This window comes from Burkholderia sp. Ax-1719 (assembly GCF_011753055.1).
Lineage (GTDB): Bacteria > Pseudomonadota > Gammaproteobacteria > Burkholderiales > Burkholderiaceae > Paraburkholderia.
Map to the genome: position 1 here is coordinate 13,605 of NZ_VWWJ01000010.1, position 18,336 is coordinate 31,940.

Consider the following 18,336-nt stretch of genomic DNA (forward strand, 5'->3'; position numbering starts at 1 on the left):
CTCCTCACGCATGCGTCGTATCGACCGTCGAAGCGACGGCGCGCTGCTGTTGTTCGCCGAGCCCGGCTACACCCAGGCGCATGGTTTGTCCGGCTCGCAGATAGACCGGTTGCGGCTTCTGCCCCATACCGACGCCCGGCGGCGTACCCGTCGAAATAACATCGCCCGGTTGCAGGCTCATGAAATGGCTGATGTAGGAGACGACCGTGGCCACATCGAAGATCATCGTGCGCGTGTTGCCCTGCTGGTAGCGCTTGCCGTCCACTTCCAGCCACATGTCCAGCGCCTGCGGATCGGCGATCTCGTCGCGCGTGACCAGCCACGGCCCGAGCGGCGCGAAAGTATCGGCGCTCTTGCCTTTGTCCCATTGGCCGCCGCGCTCGATCTGCCAGGCGCGCTCCGACACATCGTTGACGATGCAATAACCGGCCACATAGTCGAGCGCACGTTCGCGCGACACATTGCGCGCTTCCTTGCCGATCACCACACCCAGCTCCACTTCCCAGTCGACCTTTTGCGCGCCAGGCGGGATCACGACATCGTCGTGGGGACCGCTGAGGGAACTGGTGGCCTTGAAGAACAGCACGGGTTCGGCGGGCACCGGCATATTGGATTCGGCAGCGTGGTCCGAGTAGTTCAACCCGACGCAGACGATCTTGCCGACCTGGCCGACGCAGGGACCCAGCCGTGCATCGGCGGGCGCGAGCGGCAGTTGCGTCAGATCGATTGCGCCAAGGCGGTCGAGCGACGCCGCGCCCAAAGCTTCGCCCGCCACATCGGGCAGCACGCCCGACAGATCGCGCACACGACCTTCGCGATCGACCACACCCGGCTTTTCACTCCCCTTATTGCCCCAGCGGACCAGCTTCATGCGGTGTCTCCTGATATTGGACTTCGATCTTGGTCACCAATATAAGGAGGCCGCGATAGCCGGACAATCCGATTGCGGCATGAGGCGATAGCAAAAGCGGATCGCGATGCGGCACGACTATTCGCAGACGAAAAAAAGGCGGCGCGCTTTCGGGTCGCCGCCTTTTTACTCCGGGTTAATCCGGAGTCGGAAGTTTAATCGCGGTTGGCTTGAATCACCGTCAGCGCCGCCATGTTGATGATGCGTCGCACCGTCGAGCTCGACGTGAGGATGTTCACCGGCGCATTCACGCCCAGCAGGAACGGACCGACCGCCACGTTGCTGCCCGCGCCCGTCTTCAGCAGGTTGTAGGCGATGTTGCCCGAGTCCACGTTCGGGCAAACCAGCAGGTTCGCCGAGCCTTGCAGACGCGAATGCGGCAGGATGCGCTGGCGCAGTGCTTCGTCGAGCGCGCAGTCACCGTGCATTTCCCCGTCGATTTCCAGATCCGGCGCCTGCTCGTTGACGAGCTTGAGCACTTCGCGCATCTTCGTGCCCGAAGCCGAGCTACCCGAGCCGAAGTTCGAGCGCGACAGCAGCGCCACCTTCGGTTGCAGATTGAGCCATTCCATCTGGCGTGCGGCGGCCAGCGTGAATTCGGCGATCTGTTCGGCGTTCGGGTTGTCGTTGATGTGCGTATCGACGATCGCCACGGTGCGCTTGTCCAGCAGCAGGATGTTCATCGCTGCGTAGGTCTTGGCGTTGCGCTGCATGCCGATTGCTTCGTCGACGAAACGCAGATGGTCGTGATACGCGCCCACCGTGCCGCACACCATGCCGTCGGCGTCGCCCAGACGCACCATCATCGCGCCGATCAGCGTGAGACGGCGGCGCATTTCCACGCGCGCCATTTCCTTCGAAATGCCGTCGCGGCAACGCAGTTCCCAGTACGTGGTCCAGTATTGATGGAATCGTTCGTCGTACTCAGGATTGGTGACTTCCACGTCTTCGCCCAGCTTCAGACGCAGGCCGAACTTCTCGATACGCGCCAGCAGCACTTCCGGACGGCCGATCAGGATCGGGCGTGCCAGCTTTTCGTCGACGATCACCTGAACCGCGCGCAGCACGCGCTCTTCTTCACCTTCCGCGAACACGATGCGCGACTTCGCGCCATCGCGCACGAACTGGCGGGCTGCCGCGAAGATCGGCTTCATGAACGCGCCCGAGTGGTACACGAACTGTTGCAGCTCGTTCGTGTAGGCAGCGAAGTCGTCGATCGGGCGCGTCGCCACGCCGTCTTCCATCGCGGCCTTCGCCACGGCCGGCGCGATACGCACGATCAGGCGCGAATCGAACGGCTTCGGAATCAGGTACTTCGGGCCGAAGCGCAGGTCGTACGCGCCGTAAGCGGCAGCGACCGAATCATTCAGTTCTTCTTCGGCGAGACCGGCAATCGCGTGCACTGCCGCGATTTCCATGCGGCGCGTGATGGTGGTTGCGCCCACATCGAGTGCGCCGCGGAAAATGTACGGGAAGCACAGGACGTTGTTAACCTGGTTCGGGAAGTCCGAACGGCCCGTGGCCAGCACCGCGTCAGGGCGCGCTTCGAGCGCGACTTCCGGGAAGATTTCCGGCGTCGGGTTGGCGAGCGCCAGAATCAGCGGCTTGTCGGCCATCTTCTTGACCATTTCGGCCTTGAGCACGCCGCCCGCCGAAAGACCCAGGAACACGTCCGCGCCGTCGATCACTTCGGAGAGCGAGCGCGCCGACGTATCCTGCGCGAAGCGCTCCTTGTCCGGATCCATCAGCGTCTTGCGGCCTTGATAGACCACGCCGTCCAGGTCCGTCACCCAGATGTTCTTGAGCGGCAGGCCCAGATCGACCATCAGGTCCAGACAGGCCAGCGCCGCCGCGCCCGCGCCCGACGTCACGACCTTGACCTGGGTGATGTCCTTGCCGACAACCTTCAGACCATTGAGGAACGCCGCCGAAACGGTGATCGCCGTACCGTGCTGATCGTCGTGGAAGACCGGAATCTTCATGCGCTCACGCAGCTTGCGCTCGACCGTGAAGCAGTCCGGCGCCTTGATGTCTTCCAGATTGATACCGCCGAAGGTGGCTTCCAGGCTGGCGATGATGTCGACCAGCTTGTCCGGATCGCTTTCCGTGATTTCGATGTCGAACACGTCGATGCCGGCGAACTTCTTGAACAGCACCGCCTTGCCTTCCATGACCGGCTTCGACGCCAGCGCGCCGATATTGCCCAGACCAAGCACGGCCGTACCGTTCGTGATCACGCCCACCAGATTGCCGCGCGCGGTGTAGCGGAACGAGTTCTGCGGATCGGTGACGATCTCTTCACAGGCCACGGCCACGCCCGGCGTGTAGGCGAGCGCGAGGTCGCGCTGGGTGACGAGCGGCTTGCTGGCCGTCACCGAAATCTTGCCCGGCGTGGGGAATTCGTGATATTCGAGGGCGGCCTGGCGTTCGGTCTGATTCATGTGCTCACTCTGATGATGGGCCCCGCGCCCGGACGGCGCGGCGGTCATGGTCGAATGAGGCGATTCTAGTGAGCCGTCATAAGCTGCCCATTTTGATTTAGTATGGGGCCATTATTTTTTCATGATGCCTCCCCCAATCCCGCTCCGGCGGGCGGCGCGGGCGGCCCCAGCCCGCCTGGCCTCGCCCGGCGGGTCTCCCGGACAAGCGGATCGTGTCGTTCAGTATCGAAGAAGTCACCCGGCGCCTCAATTCGCGCCTCAAAATGCGTCATCTGGTGCTGCTGCTGCAGATCCGCCAGCACGGCTCCCTCACGCGTGTGGCCGAGCATATGGCCACCAGCCAGCCCGCCATCACCAACGCGCTCGCAGAAATGGAAAGCATGTTCGGCGCGCCGCTGTTCGATCGCTCGCCGCGCGGCATGACGCCCACGCCGCTGGGCAACGTGGTGCTCGCGCGCGCCCAGGCCATGCTGCACGACCTCGACCACCTTGCGCGCGACATCGAAGCCGTGGTCGCGGGTCATGCCACGCGCCTGCATGTGGGCGTGATCCCGTTTATTTCGGGGCGCACGCTGGCTGCGGCGATCCGGCTGGCGCAATCGCGCCTGCCGCAGCGCGTCACCATGACGATCCACGAAGGCACCAGCGACGCGCTGCTGCCGCAATTGCGCGACCACACGCTCGATCTGGTGATCGGGCGCGCCTCGGCCACGGTCGACGTCACGCAATTGCGCTTCGAAGTGCTGTATCAGCAGACGCCGCGGCTCATCGCCAGCCGCCGTCTGGCCGCGCGACTCGGGCGCAGCAAGGCGAACTGGCAGAAGCTCGCGGAACTCGACTGGATTCTGGGCGCGCCCAATACGCCGATCCGCGAGCAGATTTCCGATCTCTTCCTGCATGCGGGCGTGGCGCCGCCGGTGCCGATCATGGAGAGCTACACCTCGCGGCTGATCGGCGAGATGATCGCGGCGAACGAGAACGCCGTCTCCATCGTGCCTGCCGATATCGCCGAGGAACTCGTGCATATCGCGGGCGTGGCGATCGTGCCGTACACCTTCGACTGGACGCTGCCGCCCATCGCGCTCTTCACGCGCGCGGGCGTGCTGCGCGAAGTCGACAGCGTATTCGGGCAGGCGCTGCGCGAGCTGTATCTGGAAGCGGACGCCGCGCGGCGCTGAGGCTTTTAGCCCTTGTTTTGGGGGCTTTTATGCCGCTGTGGATTCCAGCAACTCGTGTTCGAGTTCTTCGAGTTCGAGCGCGTGGGTTTTGTCGTGATCGAGCAGTTCACGCACCAGTTCTTCCAGCGTCATCCGACGCACGCCGTCACGCAGACCACAACGCGCCAGTTGCTCGGGCGTTAGCCGCTTGAGCGATGCGCACAGGCGCTGCCGGTTGGCCGCGAATTCATCACGCGCCGCCACCAGATCCTGCGCCATATAGTTGCGCTCCTGCGCGATGGTCGTGCCGTTGACCGATTCGATCAGCGGTAGATCGGCCTTGCGTACGGCGCTAAAGCGCGCCGCGAAGACGGCGTCGAGATCGCGCAAATGGCAGGCGTGCTCCAGCAGCGAAAAGCCCGTGCCTTGCGGGCGGCGCGTCCACAGCGCATGCGGCACACGGGCGACGAGCGCGGCAAAACCTTCGGGCATTGCGGCCAGCGCTTCGATCACCGCCGCGAACGGCAAGCTCACCGGCTGGGCGCTGAACACGGCGCCATAGCTGAAAAGCGTACCGCCCACGCGTCCACGCGCCTGAACGACTTCGTGCCCATGACGGCGCATCACTTCTGCCACCATCGCGCCGCAGAACTGCCGGGCGGTGTGATCCTGCTCGACTTCCGGAAATTTCAGGGCGATTTCGTCCGTCACCGCCGAAACAGCGGCCACGCCGATGCGCGAGAGCACCGCGTATTCGATATAGCGCTGCGGCGCGTCGATCAGCGCTTCAAGCTGGCTGGCCAGCGGGGTCGTTCTGAACTGGTCGAAACGGGAATGCATGGCGCGTCCTTATGGTCGTTTTTGTAACGTATCAAAATGATACGTTATCAGCCAGACGGCTACAAGGGTTCCAAATTTGATCTCGCGCCAGGACGCGTGCGATTGATCACCTCATCGTTACGTTTTACCCCGCAACACGCGGCCAGACACTTGCACCTCCGTCCCCCATGGATTACATTAACAATGGTCACGATATTACGGACTCACCAGTTCGACGGATGGCTCGCCGGATTGCGCGACCCCGTCGCGAGCGCAGCGATCAATATCCGCATCGAGCGGGCGCACCTAGGCAACCTCGGCAACTGGAAAGCTTTAGGCGAAGGCCTGGGCGAAATGAAAATCGACGTCGGTCAGGGCTACCGCGTCTATTTCGTCCAGCGTGGCAGAGTGCTCGTCGTCCTGCTTTGTGGCGGCGACAAGTCGAGCCAGGACAGAGACATCAAGCTAGCCCGCAAGCTGGCAGGCGAACTCGAGGATTGAAATGAAACTGAGCGAACTGAAGGAATTCGATGGGGCGGACTATCTCAAGGACGAGGAGACGATCCGCCATTATCTGGCCGCCGCGTTCGAGGACGGCGACCCGCGCCTGATTCAGGCCGCGCTCGGCAACGTCGCCAAGGCGCGCGGCATGACGGCGCTGGCGCGCGACTCGGGCGTGAAGCGTGAAGCCCTATATCGCGCGCTGTCCGAAAGCGGCAACGCCGAATTCGCGACCATCATGAAGGTCGTGCGCGCGCTCGGATTGCAACTGACTATCCCGCAAACACTCCGCAAGCGCGCCTGAAATACTGCACCTGCCGTTTCTCGCAGCAACCGCACGCACAACCCAATGCGCGGCCGCTACGGAAACAGGCGGCCGGTTCAAACCCGCGCCGTCACCGCACCCTGCTCGCTCGCCACCGCCTCACCCTGCATACGCGACACCAGCATCAGCGCGCACACCAGCGTAATCAGCACGTGCACGATGCCCAGCGCCACCACCGAAACAATGCTGCCCGTCGCGCCCAGCAAAAACTGACCGAGAATCGGCGTCGTGCCCGCGAACACCATCCCGCAGATCTGGTACGCGAGCGAAATACCCGTGTAACGCACCTGCGCCGGAAAGGCCTTCGCCAGCATCCCAGCCATCGCCGCGTAGTAAAGCGAGTGCGGAATCGACGCCAGCGCCATGCCGAACATCGCAAGCTTCGTCGAGCCCGTCGCGATCAGCGAGAACATGATCGGCAGCGCGACGATCTCGGGAACCAGCATGAAAATGACGGCCTTGCGCAGATCGAGCCTCGTGGCCAGCACCGCGCCGAACGGCTGCACGATCAGCTGCACGACGATGGCGAACGTGATCACGCTCAGGAACTGCGTGCGATCGAAGCCGATCGACGTCACCGCCCACGACAGCGCGAACGTGGTCTTGAAGTAAGTCGCCGACAACGCGATCACGCAGGCGCCCACGCCCATCGCCACCAGCGCCTTGTGATGGCGCAGCACTTCGCCAATTGGCAGCTTCACCACCTTGTTCTTCGCCTGCAGTTCCTTCATGGCGGGCGATTCATCCACGCTCATGCGGATCAACATCCCGACGATCACGAGCAGCGCCGACATCAGGAACGGCACGCGCCAGCCCCACGTCATGAATTCGTGATCAGGCAGCGTCGAAATCACGAGGAACGCCACCGTCGCCAGCAGATTGCCCGCAGGCGAGCCCTGCTGCGCGAACGCCGAGTACAGAATCTCTTTCCCCTTGGGTGCGTGCTCCGATGACAGCACCACTGCGCCGCCCCACTCGCCGCCCATCGCGATCCCCTGCAACAGACGCAGCAGAATCAGCAACACGGGGGCGAGCACGCCCACCTGACCGTAGGTGGGCAGAAGTCCCATCGCCGTGGTGCAGCAGCCCATCAGCATGAGCGTGATGATCAGCGTCTTCTTGCGGCCCACCTTGTCGCCCAGGTGGCCGAACACGATGCCGCCAATCGGGCGCGCGAGAAAGCCCACCCAGAACGACGCGAATGCCGCGAGCGTGCCGACCATCGCATTGGTCGACGGGAAAAAGAGCTTGCCGAGCACAAGCGCCGCCGCCGTGCTGTACGCGTAAAAGTCGTACCACTCGATCGTCGTGCCGACGAACGAGGCGATGCCGGCCTTGCGGGCCTGACGATGCTGGGTGTCGAGAGAGGAAGCTGCCAAGGTACGTCTCCAGATTTTCGTTTTCGACCGCCGTGTTTCCCATCCGAAACACGTGGAATCCGTCTGTCTTTCCGATACGAAACGCGCGATTTGCATCCGCACATGAAAGCATTACGCAATGTTCAAATATCGAACAACCTTTCATTTATCGAACGACAGCCAGAAGGTGCGGACTATGGAGCGCCCGTTTCATAGCGTCAATTAAGGGATAACCCGCGTTCGCGTCGCGCTCAAGCTGGACAGCGCCGCGAGAGCGTTAGGTGTTTACCCGTAAGCATATTGTCAGAGCGTTATCGGTATGTCGATAATGCTCTCATGGATGTGAAAACTGCAGTACGCGTCTTCGACGTGATCAACCTCTTTGCCGAAGTCCGGCAGCCGATGATCTACAGCGAAATTGCGCGTCGAACCGAGATCCCGCTTTCGAGCTGTCACGCCCTTCTGCAAACGATGGTGGCCAAGGGCTACCTCTACGCGCCGGGCGTGAAAGCGGGCTATTACCCTACGCAGCGCCTGCTGCACGTCGCACGCGACATTTGCAGCGAGGATCCGCTCACGCTGATGTTCCAGCCGCTGCTCCACGCGCTGCGCGACGCGACTGGCGAGACCGCCGGGCTGGCGACGCTTGCGGGCAATCGCGTGGTCTATCTGGACGTGGTCCAGTCGCGCCAGAAGATCCGCTACAGCGACGAACCAGGCGGCTTCATGTCGATCGCGAGCGCGGCGGGCAAGGCGCTGCTCGGCGCGCTGGGGGCCGAGGGACGCCGCAAGTTTCTCGACAGCAACCAGCCGCTGCCGCTCGCGGCCGATGGCTCCACGCTCGATCGCGCGAAGTTCGAAAGCGAGATCGAGCAGGGCGTGATCGACGGCTGGCATCGCTCGACGGGCGAAAGCGTCGAGGACGTGGCCGGTCTCTCGCGCGGCTTCCTGATTCACGGCGAGGCATTTGCGCTCGTCATCGGCGCGCCCAAGGCGCGTTTGCTGAAAAACGAGCCGCAAGCCGTGCAGGCGCTGCTCGACGTCTATGCGCAGATACCGCCTTCGTTGCTCGCGATTTGATTTGAAGCGGGTTTGAGCCGCGTTCGAAGCGACAAGCACAGCGGGTACGCGCCGCAAGACGATGTGGAGGAAGACAGCATGCGTTGGAAGAACCGGCCGGAAGGCTCGAACTGGGGTGACTTCGGACCCGACGATCAGTTGGGCCGACCCAACCTCATCGGCGCTGAGCAGGTGCTCAAGGGCGCGCAGGAGATTCGTGCGGGCTTGAGCTTCACGCTCTCCCTGCCGCTCGACTTTCCGGGCGACAGCAAGCTCAATGTGCGTCGCCATCCGCCCGTGCTGCGTCCGACCTTCCGCGACGGTCTGCCTTATGTGAATTTTCCGTTCGCGCGCAACGAGCCGTCGGCCACCGATATCGTCAGTGACGATCAGGTGCTGCTCTCGCTCCAGTATTCGACGCAATGGGACGCGCTCGCGCATGTCGGCGCCCGCTTCGACGCCGACGGCGACGGCATGGCCGAAAGCGTCTATTACAACGGCTATCGCGCGAATCACGACATCATCGGTCCGATGGAATATCGCGCGGAAACCGGTTTTGCTCCGCATGCCTGCGGCGGCGAGCACAGCCATGCGGACGTGCTCGGCATCGAGAATCTCGCCGTCAAGGGCATGCAGGGACGTGGCGTGCTGATCGACTTTGCCGCGCATTTCGGGCGCGAATTCCGCACGATCGGCTATGACGATCTGATGCGCGTGATGGAAGCGGACAAGGTGAACGTCGAGCGCGGCGACATGCTGCTGCTGCGCACCGGTTTCGCCGAAATGGTGCTGGAGATGAACAGGCAGCCGGACGAGGCGGTGCTCGCGAGCCATTGCGGCGCGCTCGATGGCCGCGACGAGCGGCTGCTGCAATGGATCAGCGATTCGGGCATCGCCGCGCTGGCCGCCGACAACTATGCGGTCGAGCGTTATCCCGCGCGCGAACCGGCAACACCGGGCGATCATCCGCTGATGCCACTGCATCATCACTGTCTGTTCAAGCTGGGGCTGCCGCTGGGCGAACTCTGGTATCTGCGCGATCTGGCCGTGTGGCTGCGCGAACATGGGCGTTCGCGCTTCATGCTCACCGCGCCGCCGCTGCGGCTGCCGGGTGCGATGGGCTCGCCCGTCACGCCAGTCGCAACGGTTTAAGCGTCACCGCGCCGGCTTGCAGGCAGCATCAGCGATAAATCCGGCACTAATTCGATAAGCAATCCTTTTTATCATCGACATGGCTAAAGAACGAGTTCTGATCACCGGCGGCGCTGCCGGCATTGGCGCGGCATGCGCGGCACGTTGCGAAGCGGACGGTTACGAGCCGGTCGTGATCGACCGCGTGGGCAACGGCATTCTCGCCGATCTCACCGATACGCAGGCCACCGCAGCCGCACTCGAACGCGCGCTTGAGGGCGGTCCGATCACGCGCCTCATCAACAACGTGGGCATCGTGGTACCCAACGACGCCGAGCATCAAACACTCGAAGAACTGGAACTGGCGTGGGCGCTCAATGTGCGCTGCGCGCAGCAATGCATGCAGGCGCTGCTGCCGGGCATGAAGTCGGCGGGCTTTGGGCGCATCGTCAATATGTCCTCGCGCGCGGCACTCGGCAAGGAACTGCGTACCGCCTATTCGGCCACCAAGGCTGCATTGATCGGCATGACGCGCGTCTGGGCGCTGGAACTGGGTGTGCACGGCATCACCGCCAACGCGATCGGCCCGGGCCCGATCCGCACCGAACTGTTCGACCGCGCCAATCCGCCTGGCGCGCCGCGTACCCAGGCCATCATCGACGCCGTGCCAGTCAAGCGCGTGGGCACACCCGACGATATCTCGCACGCGGCCTCGTATCTGCTCGACGCGCGCAGCGGCTTCGTCACGGGCCAGGTGCTTTATGTGTGCGGCGGCATGACGGTCGGCGTCGCGGGAGTCTGACGATGACGCCCACTGCATTGCGGCGCGCGGGCATCGTTGGCGCAGGCAGCATCGGCGTGGCCTTCGCGATCGTTTTTGCGCGCGCAGGCTGGCGCGTACGCCTCTTCGATCCCGACGCGCAACGGCGCGCAGCCGCACCCGCGGAAATCGCGCTGCGTCTGGACGATCTCACGCGATTCGCGCTGATCGACGAAAGCGCCGCGCTGATCGCGGCAAGGGTGGAGATCGTCGATACGCTTGAAGCCGCAGTGATCGATGCCGATCTCGTGCAGGAATGCGCTCCGGAACGTGTCGACCTGAAGCGCGAACTCTTCGCACAACTGGATAAATGCGCGCCGCCACAGGCGATCCTCGCCAGCGCTTCGTCGTTTCTGGCGGCGTCGGAATTCGTCGATCAAGGTCTGCCGGGCCACGCGCGCTGCATCGTCGCGCATCCGGGCAATCCGCCTTATCTGGTGCCCGTGGTCGAGATCGTGCCCGCGCCCTTCACGTCCGCGGCGGCGACCACGCGCGCCATTGCGCTGTACGGCGAAGCGGGCCTCATGCCCGTGCGCGTGAAGAAAGAAGTGGCGGGCTTCATTTTCAACCGCCTGCAAGGCGCAGTGCTGCGCGAAGCGTATTGCCTCGTGCGCGACGGCGTGGCCACGGTCGACGATATCGATACCGTCATGCGTGAAGGCCTCGCGCCGCGCTGGTCAGTGATCGGCCCGTTCGAGACCGTCGATCTGAACACGCGCGGCGGCATCGCTTCGCATGCACAGAAGATGGGACCGTCGTACGAACGCATGGGCGCGGAGCGCGGCCAGCACGATCCCTGGACGCCTGAACTGGTCGAGCAGGTGGAAGCCGCGCGCCGTGCGGCCCTGCCGCTCGACCGATGGGACGCGCGCGTGTCCTGGCGCGATCGGCAACTAATGCAACTCGCGCGGCATCGCAAGAACGCCACGCACACGGACGACTGAATCACCCAGCACAAGCCCCGCTCGCGACGCGAGAGAGACCCAAGAACTATTAAGACCTGAAAGAGACACAACCATGCAGCGAGTCACTGCCTTCTTCACCGAGCTGATGCGCCGGTATCTACCCGATCCCTTCGTCTTCGCAATCGGCCTCACCCTGCTCACGATGGCGCTTGCCGTCATCGTGCAAGGCCAGGCCGTCACGGCGCTCACCACCAGTTGGGGCAAGGGCTTCTGGGCGCTGCTCGCGTTCACCACGCAGATGGCCGTGATTCTTGCGATGGGCTATGTGCTCGCCACCGCGCCGCTCACCGACCGCTTTCTCAACCGGCTCGTCTCGCACGTCGACTCGCCGCGCATGGCGATTATCGTCGCGACGCTGGTGGGCGGTGTCGGCAGCTATCTGAACTGGGGCTTCGGGCTGGTGGTGGGCGGCATCGTCGCGCGCAAACTGGCGCTGCGTGTGAAGGGCGTGCATTACCCGCTCATTATCGCGTCGGCGTATAGCGGCTTTACGCTCTACGGGCTTGGGCTTTCCGCCAGCATTCCGGTGTTGATCTCCACCAAGGGGCACCCGCTCGAAGCACAAATGGGCGTCATTCCGCTATCCGAAACAATTTTCTCGCCCACCATGCTCATTACGAGCCTGGTCACGATCATCACGCTGCCGCTGCTCAATGCGTGGCTGCATCCGAAAGCGGGCCAGCCCGTGAAGGAAATCGACCGTGCGCTCGAAGAAGCCCCGAAGGCCGCGCCCGCACTTGATATCGACGAAGGCAAGACGCTCGCCAATCGACTGAATAACAGCCGCGTGCTGAGCTATGTGATCGGCGCTATCGGCATGGGTTATGTGGCGCTGCATTTCGTGCAAGGCGGCTCGATCGACCTGAACCTCATCAACTTCTTTATTCTTTTCCTGGGCATCCTGCTGCTGGGCACGCCGATCCGCTATGTGGAGAAGCTCAATGAAGGCATCCGCACGATCAGCGGCATCATCCTTCAGTACCCGTTCTATGCAGGCATTATGGCGATCATGGCGTCGTCGGGTCTGGTTAATACGTTTTCCGAAGCATTTGTCAAAGTGGCGACGCCGGCCACGCTGCCCTTCTGGGGTTTGATCAGCTCGTTCGTCATCAACTTCTTCGCGCCCTCAGGCGGCGGTCACTGGGTCATTCAAGGGCCGTTCATGATCGAGGCGGCGAAGACGATTGGCGCGTCGGTTGGCCATACGTCCACGGCCGTGATGCTGGGCAATGCATGGAACGATCTCGTGCAACCGTTCTGGATTCTGCCCGCGCTGGCGCTTTCCAAACTCAAACTCAAGGACATCATGGGCTATACGGTCATCATGATGTTCTGGATTGGGATCGTTTATTCGGTCGCGATTCTCGCCTGGGGTTGATTCGCCCTTTTTCCGAAACGATATTCCTGGAGATTCACCATGCTGTATCTCGTGCACATGCAGGTGCAGATTCCGCACGGCACCGACGCCGCTTACGCCGACAAGCTCAAGGCCGAAGAAAAAGCCTTTTCCCAGCGCCTCCAGCACGAAGGCAAATGGCGTCATCTGTGGCGCGTAGCCGGCGAGTACGCGAATTACAGCGTATTCGACGTGGAATCGAATGACGAACTGCACACGCTGCTTTCCGCGTTGCCGCTGTTTCCGTTCATGAAGATCAGCGTGACGCCGCTCGCGCAGCATCCTTCCGCGATTGCGCCAAACTGAGATCACGTCGCGGACCACGCCATGCCCTTTCTGATCGAGACATTCGACAAGCCCGACCACGCGCATGTGCGCGCGCGTGAACGCGATGTGCATCTGGATTTTCTCGCGCAGCATAAAACCCTGCTGCTTGCCTGCGGCGCCAAGCTCAACGACGATGGATCGAGCGCGGGCGGCGGCATCTATATCGTCGATGTCGAGACACGCGAGGAAGCCGAAGCGTTCATCGCGCAGGACCCGTTCTCGCGGGTTGATCTGTTCGAGCGTGTGAGCATCGTCCGCTGGCGCAAGGCGTACGTGGACGGTGTCTGTCATCTCTAACGTAAGCCGACGTTAGCTCTCCCCTCTATTGCTTCCCTCGGACGGCGCCGCCCTGTACGGCGCCGGTTTGGCCCGTCGTGCGCCCCTCCAGCGCGACGGGCCGTTTTTCAGGGTTTGCGCGCGATCAAAGAATGTGCGACGCAACTTCTGCCAGCTTCGTGCGAATGCGTGAACACCGCTGTCGGCAGAAATGCCATAGCAGAGCGCAGCATTGACTAGCCTAAAAATCCCACTTTATTGCCCTACGGCAATATCCATTTGTCGATACTCGCCTTCATGCCGGCGCAGCGCTGACACACATCAAGATAGCCCAACATACTCACCAATCTGCGGCATGAATAACGCTTATTGGTTTTAGTTTTTATTCAGCCATCCTGAAAAAATGTCAGGGCATTTACCAGGTGTGATGCCGCTTCATCGGCTCACTACACTACGCGACGTTGTAAGACAACCTCGCGAGATCACACATGGCCTGCCACTCCGACACTTCCCCCACGCAAGGCGCGAAAGCGCTGCCCTTATTGATCTGCGCGATGAGCGCGACGCTCGCACTGGCGGCATGCGGCGGCTCGGGGGCGGCGGCGTCCGATAACGGCAGTGTCAATAACACGGCTTCGGCGCCAATGGCCGCATCGGATAGCGCGAGCGCCGACAGCCCGACTGCCGCCAGCGATGCGCCCACCACGCCAGTCACCCCCGACGCTCCCGCCAGCGGCACCAGCGGCAACACCGCGCCCACGGCGCCTGGTTTCCAGGTCGGCACGACGACCGCAGACAGCGCATTGCCGCCCGAACCCACCCTGCCCGCCGCCAGCCAGATCTGCGCGACGCTCTCCGCCGGCCTCAGCGCGCTCCCCAACGGCCTGCTGCCCGATAGCGCCGACGCCACCAGCACCGCACCCGACACCGTGCGCATCCAGAACGCGCTCACGAGTTGCACGAACGCCGCGAGCACCGGCCTCGCCACCAACAAAGTTGTGCATCTGACGACCGCCCCCGGCGGGGCAAACGCCTTCCTGTCCGGCCCGCTCAATCTGCCGGGCGGCGTCACGCTCTGGATCGATAGCGGCGTCACACTCTTCGCTTCGCGCGACCCGCGCCAGTATGACAAGACCAAAGGCACCGCGAGCTGCGGCCTGATCACGTCGAGCGACAACGGCTGCAACGCGCTCATCACGGCGGCCAAAACAAGCAACAGCGCCGTCATGGGCGATGGCGTGATTGACGGTCGCGGCGGCAGCCCGCTCCTCAGCAGCGTTCCTGGCGATCCGGCCTTGCTCAAGCGTCCTGACGGCACAGCGATGAGCTGGTGGGATATCGGCTGGCAGGCCAACGTCGTGCAGAACGCCTCGCAGAACAACCCGCGCCTTATCCAGATCAACAATGGCCGCAATTTCACGCTCTATCGCATTACGCTGCAGAACGCGCCCAAATTCCATGTGGTGCCAAGCGGTATCGACGGCTTCGTCGCATGGGGCGTAAAAATCTTCACGCCGACCGCCGCCTATGAAGCCATGACGAACTATCTGGGCGCGCCCTACAGCACGCTCAACGCGAAGAACACCGACGGCATCGACCCCGCCAGTTCCGGCCCGATCACCAGCAACCCGGGCAACCCCGGCAAGCTCACCGGCGATGCGAGCAATATCCTCATCGCCTACACGTCGATCCGTACCGGCGACGACAACATCGCCATCAAGGGTGGTACAGCCGCCGTAAATGGCCGAACCTATAACGTTACGGTCGCGCACAGTCACTTCTATGAAGGCCACGGCATGTCGATCGGCAGCGAATCGGCGGGTTCGGATAACGGTACGGCTAACGCGGACGTTACCGCCGTAGACGGCATCTATCCGAGCGTGAGTAACGTGAACGTGTACGACCTGGTTATGGACGGTGCGGACAACGGCCTGCGGATCAAGTCCGACTGGAGTCGCAGCGGGCTGATCGCCAATATCCGTTATCAGAACGTGTGCATTCGCACGGCTACGCCCACGCCATCGCTCAGTCCGCAGGCGCTGATCTTCTCGCCGTACTACAGCCCGACGACCAGCGCGGGGCTTTACCCGAACTTCCGCAATATCAGTCTGGACGGCATCCGTATCGTCAACGCGTCGGGTTATACGTTTCAGGGCTTCAATACGGCGAGCCCGATCCTCACGGGCAAGGGCTGGTCGGCAGGCGCGGCGGGCCTGCCGAATCCGCCGGTCGTCAATCCGTTGCAGATCACGCTGAATAACGTAGTAGCGGATGTCGCGCCGCTCTCCGTGACTGCCGCCGATGCGCAGATCGCCGTGGGTCCGGGTGGAACGACACTGCCGTTGCAAGGTCTCGACAGCAGCGTGGTGCTGACGCAGTCCTCTAACGGAGCGGCGAATCCGCCCGTGGATTGCAGCCTGGCGTTCGTGCCGTTCCCGGGCAGTCTGGGGGCGCGGGCGGCGCGTTGAACCAGACCGGCTTTCGCCCAGCCCAGGCACACCGCTTGCTCTCCCCTTACAGCAACCAATCAGCCCAGTCCCGGCGTGCGCTTGCGCCGCCCACACGCGAGGAGAAAACCGAAATGCTGAAACTGGCTCTGTTCTTTGCTATCGTGGCCGTCATTGCGGCCCTGCTCGGCTTTACCGGCGTCGCCGCGGGTGCCGCCGCTATCGCCAAGATCCTGTTCTTTATCTTCCTCGTCCTGTGCATTGCCTTCCTGTTGCTGGGGGTGTTCGTCGCGAAGAAGATTGTCGATTAGCGGTGCGGGCCGGCGCTGCCACATTGGCAGTGCCGGCCCGGCCTGCGCAGTGCCCCTCAAAATAACTCTGCAATACAATGCTTTAGCTCCGCCGCGCAGCGTTCGCCAGCGCGCAAATCGCCTTTCTCCGCCCTTTCTGAAGACCGCCATTAATGCGCGCTTAAATTTTTCATGTCAGAAACTTAAACCAAGTTTCATTTTGCAGGCCATTTTCGACATGTACCTGTAATTGCATTTCCTTAAATTCTCGGTTCCTGCTGCATCGCTGCGAACCTTGTGTATTGGACTCCTAACCACACGCTCGTCCAGACACAGGGTGACTTATCTTTCTACTACGGAATCGACATGAAAAAAGCGTTGTTGAATACTCTCGCGCTCGCCACCCTGGCTGCGTCGTCGATGGCGCATGCGCAAAGCAGCGTCACCCTGTACGGCACCGTCGACGCGGGGCTCGACTACATCAGCAACCAGAAGTCGTCGTCGGGTCACGGCGCCACCTATGGCATGCAATCCGGCAACGTCAGCACGAGCCGTTGGGGCCTGCGCGGCGCCGAAGATCTCGGCGGCGGCCTGAAGGCGATTTTCGACCTTGAAAACGGCTTCTCGACCGTGACCGGCAAGGGTTCGAACGGCGGCTATATGTTCGGCCGGCAAGCGTGGGTGGGTCTGTCGAGCGACCAGTTCGGCACGGTCACGCTGGGCCGTCAGTATGACGCGCTGGTGGACATGATCGCGCCGATGTCGGCGACCGGCTCGGGCTTTGGCGGCAATATTGCCGATCACCCGTTCGACAACGACAACCTGAACAACGACGTTCGCATGAACAATGCGATCAAGTTCCGCAGCGCGATCTATTCGGGCTTCCAGGCCGAAGCGGCCTACGCGTTCAGCAACGCGGGCGGCGAGTTCGCCCAGAACAGCGCCTACACGTTTGGCGCGTCGTGGAACGGCGGTCCGATCAACCTGGCCGTCGCGTACTTCCAGGGCAACCAGCCGGGCTCGACCACGAGCGGCGCGCTGTCCGCCGGCACCAACACCGACAACGATCCGATGTTCGTCGCCGCACGCACGCGCACGCTGGGCGCAGGCGGCAGCTACACGATCGGCGCGGCCAAGGTCGGTGTCGTGTTCACGCGCACGATGATCGCTTCGCCCACGGAAATCGCTCAAGGCGGCTCGCTCAATACGTTCGACGCGAACTACCTCACGTTCAACAACTACGAAGTGAACGGCCGTTACCAGCTCACGCCGCAATTCAGCCTGGGCGGTTCGTACACGTACACCGACGGTTCGCTTAGCCGCACCGCTGGCAATGCGTCGCCGCACTGGAACCAGTTCATGCTGCAGGCTGACTATGCGCTCTCGAAGCGCACCGACCTGTACCTCGAAGGCGTGTATCAGCGCGTTTCGGGCGCGAACGGCATCTCGGTGCTGGGCAATGCGTCGATCTACAACCTCGCAGCTTCGTCGAGCAACACGCAGGCTGTGGTCGCAGCGGGTATGCGTCTGAAGTTCTGATGATTCGGGCGCGAGCCTGAAATCAAGCGGTGAATGCGGCGATGCGAACGGTCCAGCTGACCGATCCATCGCCGCTTTTTATTTGCCCTTGTGCACGACGAGTTCGGGATAGCCAGTCTGCGCGTCGTGCTCGCGCGAGAAACTAAAACCTGGCAGCAGCATGACCAGCACTTCCGCCGTGGTGCGCACGATGCAGCCATGCGCGACGTGGCCGCCAAACACACGCCCCTGCGCATCGGACACGCTCATGTGCAGATGCACACCATCGGGCGCGAGCGAGCCCGCCAGCGTGAGAATTTCGTAATCGCCGCGCAGCGAAGTGGGATCGTCGATGCCCGCATAGCGCAATTCGACCGCACTCAGACTGCCGATCCCCTGCACCACATAGGCCGCGTTGACACGCTGCGCCGCAAGCAGACGGCCGAGCGCATCGCGCAGATCGTCTCCGGGCGACAATCTCAGAGGTAGCGCCTGCATGAACGGCTCCTTAAGCACATTCGGGCTTATCAGATTACGGCGGCTGGCAGCGGCGTGCAATCAGAAGCGTAATATCGAAGACCTACCGCATGTTTCAA

At 62.6% G+C, this 18,336-nt stretch carries 18 protein-coding genes; 13 read left to right on the forward strand and 5 right to left on the reverse strand.

Annotated elements, in window-relative coordinates; all coding sequences use genetic code 11:
• Positions 1-4 precede the first annotated feature (4 nt).
• Both F3J17_RS18820 and F3J17_RS18825 read right to left on the reverse strand, forming a co-directional pair.
• Positions 5-871, reverse strand: coding sequence for a fumarylacetoacetate hydrolase family protein (locus F3J17_RS18820; RefSeq protein ID WP_167061864.1), 867 nt, complete (start codon positions 869-871; stop codon positions 5-7).
• Between the two features lie 194 nt (positions 872-1,065).
• Positions 1,066-3,351 carry an NADP-dependent malic enzyme gene (locus tag F3J17_RS18825; RefSeq protein ID WP_167061867.1) on the reverse strand — a complete coding sequence of 762 codons (2,286 nt, stop codon included), beginning with the start codon at positions 3,349-3,351 and terminating at the stop codon, positions 1,066-1,068.
• A gap of 212 nt (positions 3,352-3,563) precedes the next feature.
• On the opposite strand from F3J17_RS18825, the gene F3J17_RS18830 reads away from it, so the two are divergent.
• Entirely contained in the window at positions 3,564-4,529 is a 966-nt protein-coding gene (locus F3J17_RS18830) for a LysR substrate-binding domain-containing protein (protein WP_167061869.1), read from the forward strand.
• A gap of 27 nt (positions 4,530-4,556) precedes the next feature.
• Here F3J17_RS18830 and F3J17_RS18835 read toward each other — a convergent pair whose 3' ends face one another.
• The gene (locus F3J17_RS18835) at positions 4,557-5,348 is read right to left on the reverse strand and encodes a DinB family protein (protein ID WP_167061871.1); all 792 of its coding nucleotides are present in this window, start codon (positions 5,346-5,348) and stop codon (positions 4,557-4,559) included.
• Between the two features lie 183 nt (positions 5,349-5,531).
• On the opposite strand from F3J17_RS18835, the gene F3J17_RS18840 reads away from it, so the two are divergent.
• A complete protein-coding gene (locus F3J17_RS18840; RefSeq protein WP_167061873.1) occupies positions 5,532-5,828 on the forward strand; it encodes a type II toxin-antitoxin system RelE/ParE family toxin in 297 nt (98 codons plus the stop codon).
• Between the two features lies 1 nt (position 5,829).
• Positions 5,830-6,132, forward strand: coding sequence for an addiction module antidote protein (locus tag F3J17_RS18845; protein WP_167061875.1), 303 nt, complete (start codon positions 5,830-5,832; stop codon positions 6,130-6,132).
• A gap of 77 nt (positions 6,133-6,209) precedes the next feature.
• Here the strand turns inward: F3J17_RS18845 and F3J17_RS18850 are convergent, their stop codons facing one another.
• On the reverse strand, positions 6,210-7,532 hold the full coding sequence (locus F3J17_RS18850; protein WP_167061877.1) for an MFS transporter: 1,323 nt from the start codon (positions 7,530-7,532) through the stop codon (positions 6,210-6,212).
• Between the two features lie 315 nt (positions 7,533-7,847).
• On the opposite strand from F3J17_RS18850, the gene F3J17_RS18855 reads away from it, so the two are divergent.
• The 10 genes from F3J17_RS18855 (at position 7,848) to F3J17_RS18900 (ending at position 17,761) form a co-directional block, all read left to right on the forward strand.
• A complete protein-coding gene (locus tag F3J17_RS18855) occupies positions 7,848-8,591 on the forward strand; it encodes a helix-turn-helix domain-containing protein (protein WP_167061878.1) in 744 nt (247 codons plus the stop codon).
• A 78-nt stretch (positions 8,592-8,669) separates the two neighbouring features.
• The gene (locus F3J17_RS18860; protein ID WP_167061880.1) at positions 8,670-9,722 is read left to right on the forward strand and encodes a cyclase family protein; all 1,053 of its coding nucleotides are present in this window, start codon (positions 8,670-8,672) and stop codon (positions 9,720-9,722) included.
• 79 nt (positions 9,723-9,801) lie between these two features.
• Positions 9,802-10,503 (forward strand): SDR family oxidoreductase, encoded by a 702-nt coding sequence (locus F3J17_RS18865; protein WP_167061882.1) that lies wholly within the window; start codon positions 9,802-9,804, stop codon positions 10,501-10,503.
• A 2-nt stretch (positions 10,504-10,505) separates the two neighbouring features.
• Positions 10,506-11,465 (forward strand): 3-hydroxyacyl-CoA dehydrogenase, encoded by a 960-nt coding sequence (locus tag F3J17_RS18870; RefSeq protein WP_167061885.1) that lies wholly within the window; start codon positions 10,506-10,508, stop codon positions 11,463-11,465.
• Positions 11,466-11,538: 73 nt separating this feature from the next.
• Complete coding sequence (locus tag F3J17_RS18875) at positions 11,539-12,864, forward strand: TIGR00366 family protein (RefSeq protein ID WP_167061887.1); 1,326 nt, start codon at positions 11,539-11,541, stop codon at positions 12,862-12,864.
• 39 nt (positions 12,865-12,903) lie between these two features.
• The gene (gene catC, locus F3J17_RS18880; protein WP_027819040.1) at positions 12,904-13,188 is read left to right on the forward strand and encodes a muconolactone Delta-isomerase; all 285 of its coding nucleotides are present in this window, start codon (positions 12,904-12,906) and stop codon (positions 13,186-13,188) included.
• A 21-nt stretch (positions 13,189-13,209) separates the two neighbouring features.
• Positions 13,210-13,506: a YciI family protein gene (locus F3J17_RS18885; protein WP_167061889.1), complete on the forward strand. Its 297-nt coding sequence runs from the start codon at positions 13,210-13,212 to the stop codon at positions 13,504-13,506.
• A 467-nt stretch (positions 13,507-13,973) separates the two neighbouring features.
• On the forward strand, positions 13,974-15,953 hold the full coding sequence (locus F3J17_RS18890; protein ID WP_167061891.1) for a glycosyl hydrolase family 28 protein: 1,980 nt from the start codon (positions 13,974-13,976) through the stop codon (positions 15,951-15,953).
• A gap of 113 nt (positions 15,954-16,066) precedes the next feature.
• On the forward strand, positions 16,067-16,243 hold the full coding sequence (locus F3J17_RS18895) for a DUF1328 domain-containing protein (protein ID WP_103703336.1): 177 nt from the start codon (positions 16,067-16,069) through the stop codon (positions 16,241-16,243).
• Between the two features lie 345 nt (positions 16,244-16,588).
• Positions 16,589-17,761, forward strand: coding sequence for a porin (locus F3J17_RS18900; RefSeq protein ID WP_167061893.1), 1,173 nt, complete (start codon positions 16,589-16,591; stop codon positions 17,759-17,761).
• Positions 17,762-17,839: 78 nt separating this feature from the next.
• Here the strand turns inward: F3J17_RS18900 and F3J17_RS18905 are convergent, their stop codons facing one another.
• A complete protein-coding gene (locus F3J17_RS18905; RefSeq protein ID WP_167061895.1) occupies positions 17,840-18,238 on the reverse strand; it encodes a PPC domain-containing DNA-binding protein in 399 nt (132 codons plus the stop codon).
• Between the last annotated feature and the right edge of the window lie 98 nt (positions 18,239-18,336).

What these genes read in the sequence shown, in the direction of transcription:
- F3J17_RS18845 (WP_167061875.1), top strand. Translation starts at nt 5,830, where the DNA reads ATGAAACTGAGCGAACTGAAGGAATTCGATGGGGCGGACTATCTCAAG.
- F3J17_RS18855 (WP_167061878.1), top strand. Translation starts at nt 7,848, where the DNA reads ATGGATGTGAAAACTGCAGTACGCGTCTTCGACGTGATCAACCTCTTT.
- F3J17_RS18860 (WP_167061880.1), top strand. Translation starts at nt 8,670, where the DNA reads ATGCGTTGGAAGAACCGGCCGGAAGGCTCGAACTGGGGTGACTTCGGA.
- F3J17_RS18905 (WP_167061895.1), bottom strand. Translation starts at nt 18,238, where the DNA reads ATGCAGGCGCTACCTCTGAGATTGTCGCCCGGAGACGATCTGCGCGAT.
- F3J17_RS18840 (WP_167061873.1), top strand. Translation starts at nt 5,532, where the DNA reads ATGGTCACGATATTACGGACTCACCAGTTCGACGGATGGCTCGCCGGA.
- F3J17_RS18890 (WP_167061891.1), top strand. Translation starts at nt 13,974, where the DNA reads ATGGCCTGCCACTCCGACACTTCCCCCACGCAAGGCGCGAAAGCGCTG.
- F3J17_RS18820 (WP_167061864.1), bottom strand. Translation starts at nt 871, where the DNA reads ATGAAGCTGGTCCGCTGGGGCAATAAGGGGAGTGAAAAGCCGGGTGTG.
- F3J17_RS18875 (WP_167061887.1), top strand. Translation starts at nt 11,539, where the DNA reads ATGCAGCGAGTCACTGCCTTCTTCACCGAGCTGATGCGCCGGTATCTA.
- F3J17_RS18825 (WP_167061867.1), bottom strand. Translation starts at nt 3,351, where the DNA reads ATGAATCAGACCGAACGCCAGGCCGCCCTCGAATATCACGAATTCCCC.
- F3J17_RS18895 (WP_103703336.1), top strand. Translation starts at nt 16,067, where the DNA reads ATGCTGAAACTGGCTCTGTTCTTTGCTATCGTGGCCGTCATTGCGGCC.
- catC (WP_027819040.1), top strand. Translation starts at nt 12,904, where the DNA reads ATGCTGTATCTCGTGCACATGCAGGTGCAGATTCCGCACGGCACCGAC.
- F3J17_RS18870 (WP_167061885.1), top strand. Translation starts at nt 10,506, where the DNA reads ATGACGCCCACTGCATTGCGGCGCGCGGGCATCGTTGGCGCAGGCAGC.
- F3J17_RS18865 (WP_167061882.1), top strand. Translation starts at nt 9,802, where the DNA reads ATGGCTAAAGAACGAGTTCTGATCACCGGCGGCGCTGCCGGCATTGGC.
- F3J17_RS18900 (WP_167061893.1), top strand. Translation starts at nt 16,589, where the DNA reads ATGAAAAAAGCGTTGTTGAATACTCTCGCGCTCGCCACCCTGGCTGCG.
- F3J17_RS18835 (WP_167061871.1), bottom strand. Translation starts at nt 5,348, where the DNA reads ATGCATTCCCGTTTCGACCAGTTCAGAACGACCCCGCTGGCCAGCCAG.
- F3J17_RS18885 (WP_167061889.1), top strand. Translation starts at nt 13,210, where the DNA reads ATGCCCTTTCTGATCGAGACATTCGACAAGCCCGACCACGCGCATGTG.